We start from the raw sequence: 17,701 nt of genomic DNA, 5'->3' as shown, positions 1-17,701 counted from the left end.
TTGCAGTCGCAGTTTATGTCGAGTGTGGCGGCGGGAGGCGCAGGTTTCCTTCGGTTTTCCATGATTTCACTCCAGATAATATGAGTGCGAGGGGGGATGTCCGGAGACTGGCTAGGCCCGCCTTCGAACGTCGGTGAGCATTGTGATCAGGGCATCGGATGGCGGCTTGAAGCGCCCGGGCTTGATGGCAGGGGCACCGTGGGCTGCGAGAATCTGCAGCTTCTCCTCCGGATCGGCGCGCAAATAGGTCTCGGTGCTCTGGATGCTGGCGTGGCCGAGCCACAGCGCGACTTTGCGAATGTCCCCGGTGGCCGCGAGCGTATGCATTGCGCAGGAATGGCGCAGGACGTGCGGTGTGACGCGCTTGCCCAGGATCGACGGTTGCTTCGTTGCCGCAGTCTGGACATGCTCGGCCAATCGGAATGCGAACCCGTCCCGGGTCATGGGCTGCCCGTTGGCATTGAGGAATATCTCGGCGACCTCGGCTTCAGGGCGGATCGCAAGCCATGCGCACAATACGAACTGGGTCTCTTTCCAGAGCGGCAGGACCCGTTCACGCCGACCCTTGCCCATGATGTGCACGGTGGACAGGGAGCGGTCCGGGAAATCGCGCAGCTGCAGCGTTACGAGTTCCGACACCCTCAGCCCGCCAGCATAGGCCAGATGCAGCATCGCACGATCGCGGGTGCCAAGGCGGGTGCGGGGATCCGGGGCATCGAGCAAAGCCTTGATCTCGGCCCGGTCGAGATAGTCGATCAGCGCCTTGTCGGTCTTCTTGGTCGGGATCGATCTGACGCGGAGGGCCTGATCCAGGCAGGCCGGAATCCGATACTCAATGTACCGGAAGAAGGACCGGATCGCGGCGAGCCTGCCGTTGCGGGTCCGCACACAGCTGCCGCGCCCGGTCTCGACATGGTCAAGGAAGGCCATGATCATGTCGGCGCCGAGATCCTCGATCTCAAGATCGGTCGGCCGACGCTTCAGCCGATCGGCCGCGAACTGGACCAGCAAGACGAAGCAGTTGGCATAGGTCTTCACCGTGTGCGGACTGACAGCGCGTTCGCGTGGTAGATGTTCACGCAGGTATGCCGAGAGATGCGGAGCGAGCGCCGTCATGCCGCTTCTCCCCGGTAAAGTTGCTCGCTGGCGGCAGCGATGTCGCGCAGCAGCACCGGAGTGGCTTCGAGATACCAATATGTATTGGCGACCGATGCATGCCCCAGATAGACGCTGAGTCCGGCCATGTGGTGCGCGATGGCTTCCCTGTCGGGCGGGCAGGACTCCAGCGAGCGGATAGCGAAGGTGTGCCGCAGATCGTGGAGTCTCATGCCTGACGTGCCGGTTGGTCCACGATATCCGAGAAGCCTGGCCAATCTGACGAACACGATGTGGGCGCGCACCTTGTGCGGTGCCCGTCCCCGGATAGTGACGAACAGGTCGTTGCCCCTGGCCGCGTGCTTCTCGCGGATGGCAATGTAGGCTTCGAGTGCTTGGCGCGTCGATGGCTGCAGGGCAATCAGCCGCTGCTTGCCGAACTTGCCGTTGCGGACGATCAGGCCATCCTCGACCAGATCGTCGCATTGTAGAGCGAGGGCCTCGGAAATCCGGAGACCTGTCGCCGCCAGCAGGCCGAACAGGTAATGGTACGTGTATGGGCTGATCGTGCCTTGGGGTGGAACCTCCAATGCCGCCGTCATGATCGCCCGCACCTGGTCCGGTTCAATGATGGTGGGCGTCGGGCGTGGCCGCTTGCCCCGGCCGAAGACGCCGTTAGGCGGAACCTCGTGGCCTGAATCTTCGGCGTGAGCGAAAAGGCTGAAGTTACGTGCGGTGTCGAACCTCCGACGGGCCACATATTGCGAGCTCGACGTGTGGCACCAGTCGTAGATGCGCTGGACTTGGGTGTGCCGGTCACCGGAGCGTTCGGCGAAATCCGCGTATTGGCGCAGCAATCGTTCCTGTTCTGAGAACTTCCGCCCCAGGCTGCGATGCAGCGCGACGTATCTGGAAATGTGCATGTTCAGCATGGCAGGTCTCCTGGCCAGGGCTGCGCGATCTTCATGAGCATCGGCAGATCGACCTTGGCGTAGATGGCAGTGGTCTCGGGCGAGCTGTGACGCAGGATGGTCCCAACGGACTCCAGGCCTGCGCCCGCGCGCAGCATGTTGGTGGCAAGCGAATGCCGGAATATGTGCGACCCGGTCGGCACCCCTTCGATCCCACCGCGCTCGCGTGTGCGAGCGACGATGCCGGCGATCTCGGCGGACGAGCGGAATGGCCGGAACGGGGCTTGTGCGCGCAGGAACAGATGCTCCTCGCCGAACTTGGGACGAGCTGTCGCCAGGTAGGCGAGGATCGCGTCGCCGACATCCTGGGGCAACGGCAGACGGTCGGGCCGACGCGTCTTGCCCTTGACCGTCAGGTGGCCGGAGCGCCAGTCGATATCGTCGAGGCGCATGTCACGAATATCACCGGCCCGCAGGCCAAGCCTGGCGAGCAGGAGAATGATGGCCTTGTCCCGGACCTCCACCGGACGACCTGCTGGACAGGCTGCGATGATCTTCTCGATCGTCGCCGGGTCGACGTGGCCGGGCAGCGTCGAAAGGCGGTAGCGCTGCACTGATGGAATCGCGTGCAACAATGCCGGACGGCAATCACCCTGGACGATCAGGAACCGTATGTAGCTCCTCAATATCGTGACGAGCAGCGATGCCGAACCCGGCGTCTCCTTGCTTCGTCGTTGGAACGCGCGCCTGAGAGCGGCTGCATCCCATTGTGAAGGCTCGCCGAGCATGGGCATGAGCCGCGTGATGTCGGTCCGGTAACGCCGGATCGTCTCGTCGGTCGCGCCGCGATGTTGCTTGAGCCATGTCAGATATGCCGCCATGTGCGGGTCATCGTCCGCCATCGGTTCGACCGATGGGATGACGCCCCGACCTCGCAGAAACTCGACGAAGTGCCGAGCGCAGCGCCGCCGCCGCTTCATGCCCGAGGCGACCAGCTCTCCTCGCTTACGCCAGACCGGACAGCGACAATCATGCGCGGCGTACTGGTCGATGATCGTGTCGTCGATATCGACCCACCGTCGTCGTGCAATGCGAAGCCAGGCCACGACATGCTCGGCCTCGGATCGATAGGACTGCGCCGGTCCCTGCGCGAGTTGGAGGTGATCGATCGCATCGGAATAGTCGGCGAGGTGCCGTGGCAGATCGTCGATCCCGTCGTCGACCTGGACATAGCCTTGATCTTCAAGGAAGCGGACGAAGCGCCTGACCCGCGCTGCAATGTCCGCCTTATACACTGGCTGCTGCGCCGAATACCGGTGGCACCGGCACCGGTGCTTCTCGAACCGCCAAACAGCCCGATCGTCGATCGTGCGGATCGCGATCCCATGCAGTTCCAGCCAATGCAGGAAATGGCGGACAGCCGCGCCATACAGAACCGCACAGGCCGACCTCTCGTCGAGCGACAGAGAGGAGAGGAATGCGGTGAGTAGGGCGTCAGGGTTGGGCGGATCTTCGACCCTGCTCGGCGCAGGCCCAAACGACACGAATGATCTTCTTGGCATGGTCGTTCCTTCGACTTGTTGAGGTCGACGGAACGATAATTATCTGGAGTGAAATCATGGAAAACCGAAGGAAACCTGCGCCTCCCGCCGCCACACTCGACATAAACTGCGACTGCAAAGAATATATGATCGACTATCTGGAGCGCGCTTTCCCGACCCGTCAGATGCGGATCTTCACCGACGAGACCGGCGCGCAGCGCTCGGTTCCGATGGAAGACGAGGCGGGCAACCCCGTCTACAATCCCGAGGCCGAAGCGGCGCGGGCCCAGCTCATCGAGAATCTCTGCGCCCTTCCGCCGATCATGTCGGCGCTGGAGGGCATCCTCGAGCATTTCGGTCACGATAATGTTGCGGAGGTGACCGGGCGCACGAAGCGCCTCGTCTCGACCGGCGATGGACGGCAGAAGCTCGAAAGTCGCTCGACCAGGACCAGTCAGGCCGAGGCCGCCGCGTTCATGCAGGGTCGCAAGCGGATCCTCGTCTTCTCCGATGCGGGCGGCACTGGGCGCTCCTATCACGCCTCTCGAGACGTCCCCAATCAGCAGCAGCGCGTTCATCTCCTGCTCGAACCCGGCTGGCGGGCCGATCGCGCGATTCAGGGCCTTGGCCGGACCCATCGCACCCATCAGGCGAGCACACCCCTGTTCAGGCCGGTGACGACCGACTGCAAGGGCGAGCTCCGTTTCACGAGCACGATCGCCCGCCGGCTCGACAGCCTGGGCGCGCTCACCCGCGGTCAACGCCAGACGGGTGGTCAGAACCTGTTCGATCCCGCCGACAATCTCGAAAGTGAATATGCCTGCGCGGCCCTGGTGAGCTGGTTTCATCTGCTCGTCGGAGGGAAGCTGACCAGCGTCTCCCATGCCGAGTTCGAGAAGCGCACCGGTCTCGAGCTCTGCGACAAGGACGGCGTCATGAAGGACGACCTCCCGCCGATCCAGCGGTGGCTCAACCGCATCCTGGCGCTGCCGATCGCGCTGCAGAACAAGATCTTCGACGAGTTCCTCGCACTCGTCGAGACGCGCGTATCGGCCGCGCGCGAGGCCGGACGGCTCGATGTCGGCGTTGAAACCATCCTGGTCGATACGGCGACCCTCATAGACGACACCGTGCTGCGCACCGACCCGGTCAGTGGCGCGACCTCTCATCTGCTCACGATCGAGATCGCTCGGCGGCGGACGCCGGTCTCCCTTGAGCGGGTCCTGCGCATCGCCGACAATGACGGCACCGCCGATTATCTGATGAACGCCAAGTCCGGGATGGTTGCGCTGCAGACCCGCGCCCGCGCCCTCATGGAGGAGAAGGAGGGCACACCGATCCCGCGGTTCGAACTCATCCGTCCCACGCGGCGCGAATATATGCGCGAGCAAGAGCTGTTCGAAAGCGCCTGGAGCCCCATCGATCGCCAGCTCTTCTCCGAGAAGTGGCTGGAAGAAGCACAGGAGGCGGCCAACAAAGTCGATACGGAAACGATCCGCCTTGCGACGGGCCTCCTTCTCCCGATCTGGTCCGCGCTTCCCAACGACCACCTCGTCGTCAATCGCATCGCGGACAAGGAGGGCAACAGTTGGCTCGGCCGCCTGGTGTTTGACGATCACGTCGTGCAGCTCTTCACGAAGCTCGGCCTGGACCGGACCGACAATCTCCCGCCCACCGACCTCGTGAAATCCGCGCTGACCGGCCGGAGCGTCGATCTGGCACGGCCGTTCCCGATGTGCATCAAGCGCTCCCTCGTGAACGGATCACCCCGGATCGAGCTGGTGGGTGCGCCGCCGGCGCAGCTCGCCTGGCTCAAGTCGATCGGATGCTTCACCGAGGTGATCCAGTACCGGACCAGGGTCTTCGTGCCGGTACCGACGGCAGCCGAGATCGTCGGGCGGATCGTCTCGGGCTCGCCCTGACCGGTCTTCCGGCGATGAGGACGGTCCGATCGGCACGCGCGCACGGCGTACTTCTAAGCGACCTCAGGCACGCCTGAGAGAGAGGGAGGGGGAGCTGGGGTGGTGTTCGGAAATACCCGAACGCCAGAAGGAGTTACCCCTGTGATCCAGACCATCAAGCTCAACAAGCTGCGCCTGTCTCCGATCAACGTGCGCACCGCCCCGGACGAGCAGCTCCAGATCGAACCCATGGCCGCGAGCATCGAGGCCAAGGGCGTGCTGCAGAACCTTCTCGTCACGCCCGCCAAGAAGCCGCGCGGCACCTTCGAAGTGTTCGACGGCGGCCGTCGCTGGCGTGCGTTGCGCCTCCTCGCCGAGCGTGGCACCATCTCCGAGACCGATTTCGATGTTCCGGTCATGGTGCTGACCGGCGACGATGCCGAGCTGTCCGAGACGTCGACCGCGACCAACTTCCACCAGCTCAAGATGACGCCGGCCGAGGAATGCCGCGCGTTCCAGCACTTCATCGGCACCACGGGCGATATCGACGCGGTCGCCAAACGCTTTGGCGTGACCCGCCGCTTCGTCGAGGGGCGGCTGCGCCTGGCCTCGCTTGCGGAGCCGATCTTCGAGGCGCTCAGCAAGGGTGCGATCACGCTCGACATCGCCAAGGCCTATGCGTCGACCGAGAACCAGGAGAAGCAGCTTCTGGTTTGGAACAGCTATCAGTCGAGCCACGTCACGGCCGACACCATCCGCCGCGTGATCGCCAACGAGACGCTGAAGGCGAGCGACCCGATCGCGGTGCTGGTCGGCGAGGCGCGGTATCGCGACGCCGGCGGCAAGATCGATGGGGATCTTTTCACCGACGGCAATGACCGCTGGGTCGATCCCGAAATCGCTCACCGCCTCGCCGGCGAGATCATGGAAGCCGAGGCCGCACGCATCGGCCAAGAGACCGGTCTTGCCTGGATCCGCCCGATCGCGAGCAACTACGCGCACAACGCGGCGCACGGACTCTATCGCGCGATCCTGCAGCAGCCTCCGCTCACCGACGAACAAGCCGCGCGCCTCGCGGAGATCGAGGAGCGCCGGTCCGTCATCGAGGCCGAGATGCAGGACGAGGAGCTCGACGACGAGGCGTTTAAGCTGCTCGACCAGGAGGACGATCGTCTGATCGCCGAGGCCGAGGCCATCGAGAACCGCGCGCCGGTCCTGCCGGAGGAAATGAAGGCTCATGTCGGCGCCTTCCTTCTCCTCACCCCGCAGGGCGAGATGCGGCTCGACAGCCAATATTACAGCGAGCAGGAGCTCGTCATCGACGAGCCCGGCGACGAGGACCACGACGACGGCGAGGACGGAGAGTCGACGCGCGGTGGCGCCCGCATCGGCGGCAATGCCTCGTCCGAGCCGAAGTACCGGCCCGAGGCCGTGGCGCCCGGCGGCAAGCCGCTCAGCGCCCGGCTCTACGACGAACTGGCGGTCCAGCGGCGCGACATTCTGGCGTCCTGCATCCTGGCGCAGCCGGCGCTCGCGCTCGACTATGCGCTGTTCGTCATGGTCGACGCCCGGACCAACTCGGCGTCCCGCTACCTCAGCTCCGTGAAGTACGGCACGACCATCCGGGCCAGCGCGCCGCAGGATCCCGCCTCTGGCGACATTCCGGGCTCGCGCGCGCGCGATTATCTGGCCGAGGCGAAGGACGGTCTCGACGCCGCCTGGACGGAGCACGAGTGCGAGGTTGCGCGGTTCGAGGCCTTTCGCGCGCTCGACGACGACACCAAGGCCAACTGGCTCGCCTACATCGTCGCGATGTCGCTCGAGGCGAAGCCGGGTTGGTCGAACGAGCAGATCAAGCTTCACAATCGGCTTGCATCGATCCTCGAGATCGACGTCGCGAGCTGGTGGCGGCCGACCTCGGAGAACTTCTTCGACCGCGTGAACAAGGGCAGCATCCTCACGCTGCTCACCGAAATCGGCGGGCCGGCGCTGACCGTCCGTCATACCTCGCTCAAGAAGACCGAAATATCGGAAAGCTGCCAGAAGCTCTTTGCGGGCGAGGCGATCGTCGAGCCGGAGGTCAAGGAGGCGGCACTCGCCTGGGTGCCTAACGCGATGCGCTTCCTCGACGCCGCCACCGAAGCGCCGGCTGACCCGACCGAGGCCGATGACGGCGAAGGCGAGGCCAATGAGGTCGAGCCTTCGGACGGGGAGGGCGAACCCAGCGCCGATCACGAGACGCTCGAACCCGCGGACGCCTGAAGCGCGCTCCATCTCCTGAGCGACAGACCGCCGGTGCTCCTTCGCGCCGGCGGTCTTCCCTTGCCCAAACCACGGGACCAACGGTCATGCGCAGCAAACAGAAGCCGAGCCGCGACGCCGCGGCCGAGATCACCGACCTCATCATCCGCAAGCTCGAAGAGGGCGTCGCACCCTGGAGCCGCCCCTGGCGGGTCACCGGCGCCGGCGGGCGACCGCTTCGGCATTGCGGCACGCCCTATACGGGGATCAATGTCCTCTACCTTTGGGCAATTGCCGATGTGCGCGGCTATCGGTCGCGCTACTGGATGACATACCGCCAGGCCGAGGCGCTGGGCGCCAACGTCCGCCGGGGCGAGCAAGGCTCGCTCTCGGTCTATTATTCGAGCTTCAAGAAAACGGAGTCCGACCCCGTCACCGGCGCGGAGACCGAGCGCAGCATCCGCTTCCTACGCCACTACATCGTCTTCAACGGTGCGCCGTAACGGCGGAAGTACAAAGGAGCTCTACCATGAGTAGATGATCTTGCTGGCTATAGATCATGCCCACTGGACTAACCTCGGCTAGCAATAGCTGAAATCCTGAAAGGGACGGGGAAAAGTAGCATGTTCAGAAAAGGTCCGGAAGCGCCAAAGCCATCTGCGGCGTCATGGATCAGGGCAAGACGTGTATGGTGAAAGCTATACTGCCTGAACCCCAGTTTGCAGCGGCTAACAACGTGAGCGGTGTCGCAGGATGGTTGACGCGGCACATCGGAGAAATGGAGGAAAGGGCGTTGAGTTCCTCCCGAGCAAGCGGTCATGCCGCGAGCCTGCCAGCTTCTCCGGCGCACCCTCTGTAGGGAGGGGCAAGTGAACGAACGGGGCACCTAACCACGTCGGAACTCCGACTTCCGTAATTGCGGGATCGCCTAAACAGGACGGCTTGCCGGACCTGCATGGCGACGGAGCCGCCATAGTACTCAAATGCCCGGCGTAATGGCCGGGACAGTCTCCACTCTGATGGGGAACGAGCGCGGCCATAAGTGCGGGGCAACCCATGCGAAAAGCCTCAACGCTCGGGGGAAGGGCGGCAGCGACTGCGATCAGACAACCTCACGAGGAGGTGTGCTAATGCTGCCAGATACCATCGAGAGGGCCGTCAGATCACTCCCGACCATCATCAGGTCGGGTCGGCGGGTCAATGGACTCTTCCGCCTCATGAAAAGCCCGCTCCTTTGGGAGCATGCCTATCAGCAGATCGCGCCCAACAAGGGTGCGATGACGCCGGGCGTTGACGGCAAGACACTCGACGGCTTTTCGCCCGAGATGGTCAGGTCGATCATCGACCGGTTGGCGGACGGAAGCTATCGGCCCAAGCCGGTACGTCGGGTGTATATCCCGAAAGCCAACGGCAAGAAACGGCCGCTTGGCGTGCCGACCACGGAGGACAAGCTCGTCCAGGAAGTGGTGCGGACGCTCCTTGAGCAAATCTATGAACCGCTGTTCTCGCAGCACTCGCATGGGTTTAGGAAAGGGCGCTCGTGCCATACGGCGTTGGAATCCATCCGCGCCAAATGGACGGGGGTGAAGTGGCTGATCGACGTCGACGTTGTTGGATTCTTCGACAATATCGACCATGATGTTCTGATCGGCCTGCTGGAAAAGCGGATCGCGGATCGTCGCTTCATGCGTCTGATCCGAGGCTTGCTCAAGGCGGGCTATATCGAGGACTGGGTCTATCATCGGACCTACAGCGGCACACCTCAGGGCGGTGTCGTCTCGCCGATGCTGGCGAATATCTACCTCCATGAGCTTGATATGTTCATTGAGGCCCGGATAGTCAGCTTCACCAAGGGCGACAAACGCGGATACACGAATGATTATCGTCGTATCCGCAACCGCATCTCTTACCTTCGTCGGAATGTGGATGCGCTGCGAGCCCAAGGGTTTGCGGACTTCCCGAAGATCACCTCCATGCTGGAGGAGATCGGTCGGCTCAAGGCAGAACGGGCAACCGTTCCGGCCAGCGACGCCCTCGATCCCAACTATAGGAGACTGCGATACTGCCGCTATGCCGATGACTTCCTCATCGGTGTGACCGGCAGCAAAGCGGAGGCACGCCAGTTGATGGATGAGGTCAGGGTCTTCCTGACCGACACCCTGAAGCTGGAAATGTCCGCCGAGAAAAGCGGAATCCGAAAAGCCACGGACGGGGCGCGGTTCTTAGGATACGAGGTCTGCACCAGCACCAACCGTAATCCGCACAAGGCGATCTTCGATGGTCGTCCGACCTTGCGGCGCGGCTTGGCTGACCGGCTGCGGCTTCGCGTTCCGAGGGATCGGGTTGTCCGGTTCGTCAACGACAAGGGCTGGGGCGACTATGAAGCCTTCCGCCCGCGTGGTCGGCCCGCGCTGCGCTTCGCAAGCGACGTGGAGATCGTCCTTGCCTACAATGCCGAATGGCGCGGCTTTGCGAACTATTATGCCCTAGCTGACGACGTGAAGCGCAAGCTGAACAAAGGGGGTTACTTCGCCCTGTTCTCCTGCGTCAAAACCATCGCCGCCAAGCATAGGACATCGGCTCGCAGCGTCTTCGCCAGACTGCGGCGTGGGATGGAATTCTTCATCCGCTTCGAAGTGGGAAATGAACCCCGCGCGATCAAGTTGTGGCAGCTGAAGGATCTGCGACGACATGTACGAACGTGGGGCGGGATCGATAATCCCCGCTCAGCTCAGTTCGTGTTTAGCAGGACAGAGTTGGTCGAACGGCTCAATGCTCGCCAGTGCGAGCGGTGTGGTCGGGAAGACCTTCCCTGTGAAATCCATCACGTCCGCCGGGTCGCGGAGATGCAATATGCCGGACTGTCTCGCCACATGCGAGCAGCCCGGCAGCGCAAGCGCGTAGTCCTATGCGTCGCTTGCCATCATAGCATCCACGCCGGTCAACCAACCGACCGCCAACGGCGGATAGCACGCAGTCGTGGAGAGCCGGATGCGCTGAAAGGTGCACGTCCGGTTCGGAGGGGGGCCGAGCAATGTTCTCTCTGAGACTTTGCCGGCCTACCCTACCCGACCAGATCGATGGCCTGCCGGCCTATTTCTATCCGGCTGACGAAGATCCTACGCCGGTCGATCCTTCGGCGCGCCAATCCGCGATCGACGCCTTCTTCGAGCCGATTCCTGCCGAGGTGCGGCACGGCGGCGACCGCGCCTATTTTCACCCCACGTTCGATTATATCCAGATGCCGCATCAGCGCTCGTTCAAGTCGATGGACCACTATGCCTCGACCCGAGCCCATGAAACCGTTCATTGGTCCGGAGGCACGGCGCGGCTCGCCCGGACATTCGGCAAGCGGTTCGGTGACCAAGCTTATAGTTTCGAGGAACTCGTGGCCTTATCTGGACAGTCTGCGCCGTCCGCAACATTGCAGTAAGGTCGGCGATGGACGCCCACGGTAGGCAGTAATCAGGCTGGCCGTAGCGCTGACCCAAGAGCTGGCGGAGGCCAGCCTGATTACTGCCGGGCCATAGAGCGCATCGGTGTGAGGTCAGCTTCCGGGTGGGGGGTCCGGGGGGAGGGTTTCGGGCCGGTGTCGATCATTACTGTTTGCGAGCGCCGCGAGGCCAAGGGTCTCGATGCGCATGTGCCGCTGATCCTGCGCGGTGACGCGCTCTATGATCCCGATCTGGATCGCTTCTTTCTCGACCTGCCGCTGTCGGGGGTCCGCTCGCGGCACTCGCTTCGCGCCTACGCCTATGATGTTGCGGTCTGGCTCCGCTTTCTCGATGCCTGCGGCAAGACCGTGTGGGCTGCGACCCGCGACGATGTCGATGCCTATCATCGTGAGCGACGCCGCGACGAGGCCGATCACCGGATCACGGCGGCAAGCTGGAACCGGGCTGTCGCCAGCCTCGATCGCCTCTACCGCTGGGGCGAGCAGCAAGGGCTGATCGCCGACGCGCCGTTTAGCCGCCGCGCCGTGTGGCGACCGGCGCAAGGTGGCCGTCGTGGCATGATCGCGGCGCGCAACGACGCCTATGAACGTGTTGCCAGGCGGTCGGATGTGCGGTTCGTCACGATGGACGACTACCACATTTTCCGCGAGGTCGGCCTGCGCGGCCTCACCCCGGACGGCACCGAGCGCCCCGGCGCTCGCGATCGCAACGGGCTGCGCAACGCTCTGTTCGCCGACCTTCTCGTCACCACTGGCCTGCGTCTTGAAGAGGCGTCGGGCCTGCTCGCCGATGAGCTTGCGGCCATCGATCACGACCACGATCAGGCTCAGCAGCTTTGGCTGCGCCTGCCGCCGCCGCTCACCAAGGGCGACCGGGGACGCAGTGTGCTGGTCCCGCGTCGGCTGCTGCGTCAGATCGCCGCCTATGTCGCCGTCGAACGCGCCGCAGGCGTGACCAAGTTCGCCGCGCGGGACGGCGCGGCCAAGCTCGAACGACCGATCCCTGTCACCCGCGCCGGTCTCGACCGCATGCGCGATGTCTGCACCCCAGAGGAACGATGCCGCCTGATCCTGTGCGACGAGGATGGACCACCCCACGAGCCGGCGGCGCTATGGCTGACCGAGGTAGGGCAGCCTGTTCGCCCCAACTCGTGGGAGGTGATCTTCACCCGTGCCTGCAAGCGGTGCGAGGAGAACGGTTTCCCGCTGTCGATCAGTCCCCACCAGCTTCGTCACACCTTCGCAGTCCATATGCTCGCCTTGCTGATCCAGCAGCGGCGGCGCGAAGCGGCATTGCCGGCGGGGCCGGTGGAGAGCTACCGGCTGATCCTGGGCGACCCGCTGCAACAGGTGCAACGTCTGCTCGGCCACGCGAGCCTCACCACCACCTATATCTACCTCGATCATATCGCGACGCGCGCCGATACAGTGGACGCGGCCGTCGAGGAGCTGCTCGCGCTGCTGCCGGGACCGCAGGGCGCATGAGCGGGCATCCCCGCAAGGGCCGGCCTGTCGCTTTCGCGCCGATCACGCCGGAGTCCGTGCAGCCCGATCCTGTGCTCGGCCTCAAGTTCACGATCGAGGCACGGCATGGCGGAACGGTCCTGATCGATATGACTGGGCTCGTTCCTCGCCCACTCGCCATCGCCTTCGCGGGCGCGCTACGTCGGTCAGCGGCGCTCGGCGGCCCCATCGGTGCGGCCAGCGTCATCAAGCAGTATGTAAATGCCTACCGCCTGTTCTTCGCCTGGCTTGGCGATGACGCGCTGAACGTGGCTGGCGTCAGCGACCTGCGCGCAGTCCATATCGATGGGTTCGCCTCCGCGCTCGAACAGCGCGGGATGGGCGCGATCCACCGGCACATAACGGTCGGCAAGATCATCAACACATTGCGCGCGATCGAGGCAGACCGGCCCGATCGGATCGCGTCCGACCTGCATGAGCGGCTGCGCTACACGCTGGCCACATCGGCGGGCCGCTCGACCCCGCGCGATGCTTATAGCCCCTTCGTCGCCCGCGCGTTGCGCGACGCCGCGAGGACCGATGTCGAAGCGATGTTCCGCCGTCTCGGCGCCGACGACCGGACCGATGAGGGCGACCCGGTCATCGCCAGCGCGCGCGCCGATGTCGAAGCGATCATCGCGCGGCAGGGCTTTATCGTCGCAGACCAGCCCGCGCTGAAGAGCCTCTATTTCATGCGCATGCGGCGCGCATTGCCGATCAGCACGCTCATCGACGACCTGCATGGCCGCCATCACCTGCTTGCGCGCGATCTGCCGGCGCTGCTCGTGTTGCTCACGCTCGATACCGGCCTCGAGCCCGAGTGCCTGAAGACGCTGACCGTGGATTGTCTCACCAACCCCCATGCCGGCACGGTGGAACTGCGCTATCTCAAGCGCCGCGCTCGCGGCGCCGAGCATAAGAGCATGCACGTCCGCGACGGCGGTGGTGGCACGCCTGGCGGTCTTATTCGTCGCCTGATCGAGGTCACGGCGACTGCCCGCACGCATCTAAACGACGATCGTATTTGGGTTTATCACAACGCTGGCGGCCTGCGGGCAGGTATCCGCCACCCGACGGAACGGATCGATGCCTGGGTGGCGCAGAACGATATTGTCGATGACGACGGCAAGCCGCTCCACCTGCTGCTCTCCCGGCTCCGCAAGACCCACAAGGCGTTATGGTACACCAAGACCGAGGGGCATATAGCCCGCTTCGCGGTCGGCCACTCGCGCGAGGTAGCGGCGCGCCACTATGCTGATCTGCCGTCGCTCCGGCCCCTGCACGAGACGGCCGTCGCCGACGCCTTCCGCGCAGCGGTCGCCGCCGCGATGCCGACCGTGCTTCCGCCCACCGCCGAGCAGGCGTTGCGCAAAGCGCCCGATCAGGCCGAGCCGCTGATGCCGCTGGCTACCGTGGGTCCGTTGCTCGACGGCGAACAGGATGTCTGGCTCGCCGCCTGCGCGGGCTTCCATAACAGTCCCTTCGCCGAGGCCGGTTCGCCCTGTGCGCAGCCCTTCTGGGGCTGCCTTGATTGCCCTAACGCCGTCATCACCGCGCGCAAGCTCCCCGCGATCCTGGCTTTCCTCGTCTTCGTCGAAGAACAGCGGCTGAGCCTGCCCGCGACCGACTGGGCGGCCAAGTTCGGCCGCGTCCATGCCCGCATCACCGCCCAGGTCGTGCCGGCCTTCTCCGATGCCGTCATCGCCGATGCGCGCCGGCAGATGGAGAGCGAGCGGCTTTATCTGCCGCCGGAGGCACGCGCATGACCATACCCGCCCATGCCCAAGAGCCTGCCTTCGACGATCGCCCCGTGCTGGCGAGCGCGCCGCTCAAGGAGGGCCACGCCCGCGAGGAGCTGTCTCGCGTCGGCGACCCGAGCTGGGATCTCGGTCTCGCCGTATTCCGCGAGAACGCCCGGCGCTGCCACGTCACCGTGCATTTCGACGTGCTCGAACATGCCGATGTGCAGGCGGCGATGCGCGCCTATCTCTACGCCCGTCTCAACGTCGATCTTCCCGGCTACCGCCCGAAGCTGCCGCCGGCGAGCATTCGCCAGGCATTCAACCGTGCCCGCCGGTTCTTCGCTTTCGCCCGTGAGCGGCTCGGACGGCTCGACGTTTCCCGTATCGATCAGGCGTTGGTCGATGCCTATGCCCGGCACCTTCGTGCCGATCCGGCCCGGCGACCCGTCATCGTCGGCCACCTCCTCGAAGTGATCTCCGATCTCTATCACTATCGTGACCACCTCGCTGGCGGAGGCCTTGCATTCGAGCCCTGGGCCGGACAGGCGCCCGCCCGCGTCGCGGGCTACCGGCATGTCCGGGAGAACCGCACGCCGCGGTTCCCGGAAGAGGTCATCGCCGCGCTGCTCGCATGGTCGTTGCGCTACGTCACCGTCTTCGCTGACGACATTCTCGCAGCCCGTCGCGAGCTTGATCGGCTCGAAGCGCGCCGGGATCGTCTCGTCGCCGCCGACTCCGGCCTCCCGGACGCTGATCGCCGGCAACGTCGCCGCACCCGCCTGAAGGCCTATTTCGGTCGCCGACGCCGCGAGGGGCGCGGCGCACCGATCTGGGGCACCGCTCATAACGGCAAGCTGCGCGTCGACCCCAACACCGGCGCCGTGACCCCACCGATCAACGCCCATCTCCTGCATCTCCATGCCGGGATCGACGTGCAGGCCGAGCCAGGCGCGCATCTCCTGCTGACCGGCGGTGAAGCGAGGTTGATCGACGCAGTGGCGGCCGAACTGGGGGTAGAGGTCGGCGGCATGGACACGCCGATCTCGATCGATCCCGAGAGCGGTCGGCCATGGCGCGAGCACTTCGACGCGAAGACTCTCGCACACGAGGAACGGATGCTCCAGGCCGCCGCCTATATCGTGTGCGCCTACCTGACCGGCATGCGCGACTGCGAGGTGCAGGCGATGCGGCGCGGGTGTCTCTCTATCGCGCGCAGTGAGGACGGCCTGATCGAGCGGCATCGCATCCGATCGACCATCTACAAGCGCCGGGCGGCCGTGGGCGAGGCGGCGAGCTGGGTGACGATAGAGCCGGTCGCCGATGCGATCACGGTGCTCGAACGCCTGTCGGCAGGACCGGCGCGCGCCAGCGGCAGCGATACGCTCTGGCCGGTGCTGCGCGCGAGCGCCGTCTCCAAGACGCATCTGTCGAGCGAGGTGGTCCGTCAGCTCAACACCTTCCGCGATCACCTCAACACCGCCTTCGGCAGCCCCGATATGCCGGTCATCCCGCCCGGTCCCGATGGCAAGCCGTGGCGCATCACGACGCGGCAGTTCCGGCGCACGATCGCGTGGCACATCGCCAACCGTCCGTTCGGCACCATCGCCGGCATGATCCAGTACAAGCACGCCTCGGTCGCCGCGTTCGAAGGCTATGCCGGGACCAGCGCATCGGGGTTTCGCGCTGAGGTCGAGGCGCAGTGCCGGCTCGGTCAGACTGATGACCTGCTGGACTATTTCGACCGGCGTCAGGGCGGCGCATCGCTTGGCGGGCCGGCGGGACCGCGTATCGGGCGGACGCTCGACGATGCCGCCGTTCAGCTCGGGCCATTGCCCGCCATGATCGCCGATCGCGCCCGCCTGCGCGTCATGCTCGCCAGCGTCGCGCGCACCTTCCATGTCGGCCCGCTCGCGGATTGCTTCTTCGATCCCGCGACCGCGCTCTGCCTCAAGCGCGTGACGACCCCCGATCCCGCGCAGCCACTCACCGCCCTGTGCGAGCCGACCCGCTGTCCCAACGCCTGCATCACCGCCCGCCACAGGCCGGCCTGGGAACGCGCGGCGGCCGATGTCAGGGCGCATCTACGCGAACGGCGCATCTCCGATCTCCAGCGTCAAGCTCTCCAGCGCGAGCTCGATCGCCTGACCGCGGTGATTGCCGGGATCGATCCTCCCGCGCCGTAGACCACCCCGGCTGTTGGCGGAGTCCTGCGCCGGTCGGCGCGCCCGCGCAACGGCTTCGCCGTCCTTCGCTTCGCTGCGGCCCTGACGGGTGCGCGAGCCCCCCTGTGCCCGGCGCGAACGGGCCTCCGCCGCCGGGGATGGTCCCCGCCGCGAGAACGGAGAACAGATCATGTCAGCCTCACCACGTGTCGACGTCTACGCGCGCATCACGCAAGCGATCGTCAACGCCATCGAAGCCGGCACCGGCACCTGGCGCATGCCGTGGCATCATTCCGGCGCCGACGTCACCCGCCCGACCAACGTCGCCAGCGGCAAGCCCTATCGCGGCATAAATACGGTCTCGCTCTGGGCGGCCGCCTATGGCAGCGGCTATGCGAGCGGGGTCTGGGGCACCTATCGCCAGTGGCAGGCGCTCGGCGCGCAGGTCCGCAAGGGCGAGCACGCCAGCCTCGGCGTCCTCTGGAAGGAGTTTCGCGCGAAGGGTGACGAAGCCAGCGACGATGATGGCGACCACCGACGGCTTTTCGCCAAGGCGTTCAGCCTGTTCAACGCCGATCAGATCGATGGCTATGCGCCCGAACCGGGGCCGGTCCTGCCCGAGAGCGAACGCCTCGCCGCCGCCGAAGCCTTCATCGCCGCGCTCGGCATCGATACCGTCTACGGCTCGGCCAGCGCCTATTATCACATCGCCGAAGACCGCATCCACATGCCGGATTTCAGCGCCTTCCACGACGCCCACGGCTTCTACGCCACCCATATTCACGAGGCAGCTCATGCCAGTGGCGCAGCCCATCGGCTCGACCGGGATTTCAGCACCAAGTGGACCAAGCACGCGCTCGCCATGGAGGAAGCGACCGCCGAGCTGACCGCATCGTTCCTGCTCGCCGATCTCGGGATCGCGCACGAACCGCGACCCGATCACGCGGCCTACATCGCCTCCTGGCTGCAACTGCTCAAGGACGAGCCCCGGGCGATCTTCACCGCGGCGAGCAAGGCGCAGGCGGCGGCCGACTGGATGCACACCCGGCAGCCATGATCCAGCAGCAACCAACGCTGAGCGGCCGATCCCTCGCGGGCTCGGCCGCTTCGTCGCGCATGGCGATGCGCGGGCTTCGCCCGCTCACCAACGG

The 17,701-nt window shown here is 65.2% G+C and carries 10 protein-coding genes and 2 pseudogenes; 9 read left to right on the top strand and 3 right to left on the bottom strand.

Annotation, left to right across the window (positions count from 1 at the left end; all coding sequences use genetic code 11):
* Positions 1-111: 111 nt before the first annotated feature.
* Genes BSL82_RS13700 through BSL82_RS13690 form a run of 3 tightly spaced genes read right to left on the bottom strand, consistent with a single transcriptional unit; the run spans position 112 to position 3,550 of the window.
* Complete coding sequence (locus tag BSL82_RS13700) at positions 112-1,116, bottom strand: tyrosine-type recombinase/integrase (protein WP_072597922.1); 1,005 nt, start codon at positions 1,114-1,116, stop codon at positions 112-114.
* Complete coding sequence (locus BSL82_RS13695; protein ID WP_072597921.1) at positions 1,113-2,027, bottom strand: tyrosine-type recombinase/integrase; 915 nt, start codon at positions 2,025-2,027, stop codon at positions 1,113-1,115. The genes BSL82_RS13700 and BSL82_RS13695 overlap by 4 nt, the downstream gene beginning before the upstream one ends.
* The gene (locus BSL82_RS13690) at positions 2,021-3,550 is read right to left on the bottom strand and encodes a tyrosine-type recombinase/integrase (RefSeq protein ID WP_503660806.1); all 1,530 of its coding nucleotides are present in this window, start codon (positions 3,548-3,550) and stop codon (positions 2,021-2,023) included. Before BSL82_RS13690 ends, BSL82_RS13695 begins: the two co-directional genes overlap by 7 nt.
* 74 nt (positions 3,551-3,624) lie before the next feature.
* Here BSL82_RS13690 and BSL82_RS13685 point away from each other — a divergent pair, with 74 nt between their 5' ends.
* The 9 genes and pseudogenes from BSL82_RS13685 (at position 3,625) to BSL82_RS13645 (ending at position 17,607) form a co-directional block, all read left to right on the top strand.
* Positions 3,625-5,469 carry a strawberry notch C-terminal domain-containing protein gene (locus BSL82_RS13685; protein WP_072597919.1) on the top strand — a complete coding sequence of 615 codons (1,845 nt, stop codon included), beginning with the start codon at positions 3,625-3,627 and terminating at the stop codon, positions 5,467-5,469.
* Between the two features lie 141 nt (positions 5,470-5,610).
* Complete coding sequence (locus BSL82_RS13680) at positions 5,611-7,710, top strand: ParB/RepB/Spo0J family partition protein (protein ID WP_066521745.1); 2,100 nt, start codon at positions 5,611-5,613, stop codon at positions 7,708-7,710.
* 86 nt (positions 7,711-7,796) lie between these two features.
* Positions 7,797-8,180: pseudogene (locus BSL82_RS13675) on the top strand (ArdC-like ssDNA-binding domain-containing protein); the annotation flags it as partial.
* Positions 8,181-8,906: 726 nt separating this feature from the next.
* Positions 8,907-10,736, top strand: coding sequence for a reverse transcriptase/maturase family protein (locus BSL82_RS13670; RefSeq protein WP_072598793.1), 1,830 nt, complete (start codon positions 8,907-8,909; stop codon positions 10,734-10,736).
* A gap of 23 nt (positions 10,737-10,759) precedes the next feature.
* A pseudogene (locus tag BSL82_RS13665) lies at positions 10,760-11,116 on the top strand (zincin-like metallopeptidase domain-containing protein); the annotation flags it as partial.
* Between the two features lie 162 nt (positions 11,117-11,278).
* Complete coding sequence (locus BSL82_RS13660; protein ID WP_062061010.1) at positions 11,279-12,628, top strand: tyrosine-type recombinase/integrase; 1,350 nt, start codon at positions 11,279-11,281, stop codon at positions 12,626-12,628.
* Positions 12,625-14,412, top strand: a complete 1,788-nt coding sequence (locus BSL82_RS13655; RefSeq protein WP_072597918.1) for a hypothetical protein — start codon at positions 12,625-12,627, stop codon at positions 14,410-14,412. Before BSL82_RS13660 ends, BSL82_RS13655 begins: the two co-directional genes overlap by 4 nt.
* The gene (locus BSL82_RS13650) at positions 14,409-16,571 is read left to right on the top strand and encodes an integrase (RefSeq protein ID WP_072597917.1); all 2,163 of its coding nucleotides are present in this window, start codon (positions 14,409-14,411) and stop codon (positions 16,569-16,571) included. The genes BSL82_RS13655 and BSL82_RS13650 overlap by 4 nt, the downstream gene beginning before the upstream one ends.
* A 169-nt stretch (positions 16,572-16,740) precedes the next feature.
* On the top strand, positions 16,741-17,607 hold the full coding sequence (locus BSL82_RS13645; RefSeq protein WP_072595456.1) for an ArdC family protein: 867 nt from the start codon (positions 16,741-16,743) through the stop codon (positions 17,605-17,607).
* Positions 17,608-17,701 lie beyond the last annotated feature (94 nt).

This window comes from Tardibacter chloracetimidivorans (assembly GCF_001890385.1).
Lineage (GTDB): Bacteria > Pseudomonadota > Alphaproteobacteria > Sphingomonadales > Sphingomonadaceae > Tardibacter > Tardibacter chloracetimidivorans.
Note: the sequence above shows the minus strand (reverse complement) of the source record. Positions and strands in the feature narration are given on the sequence as shown.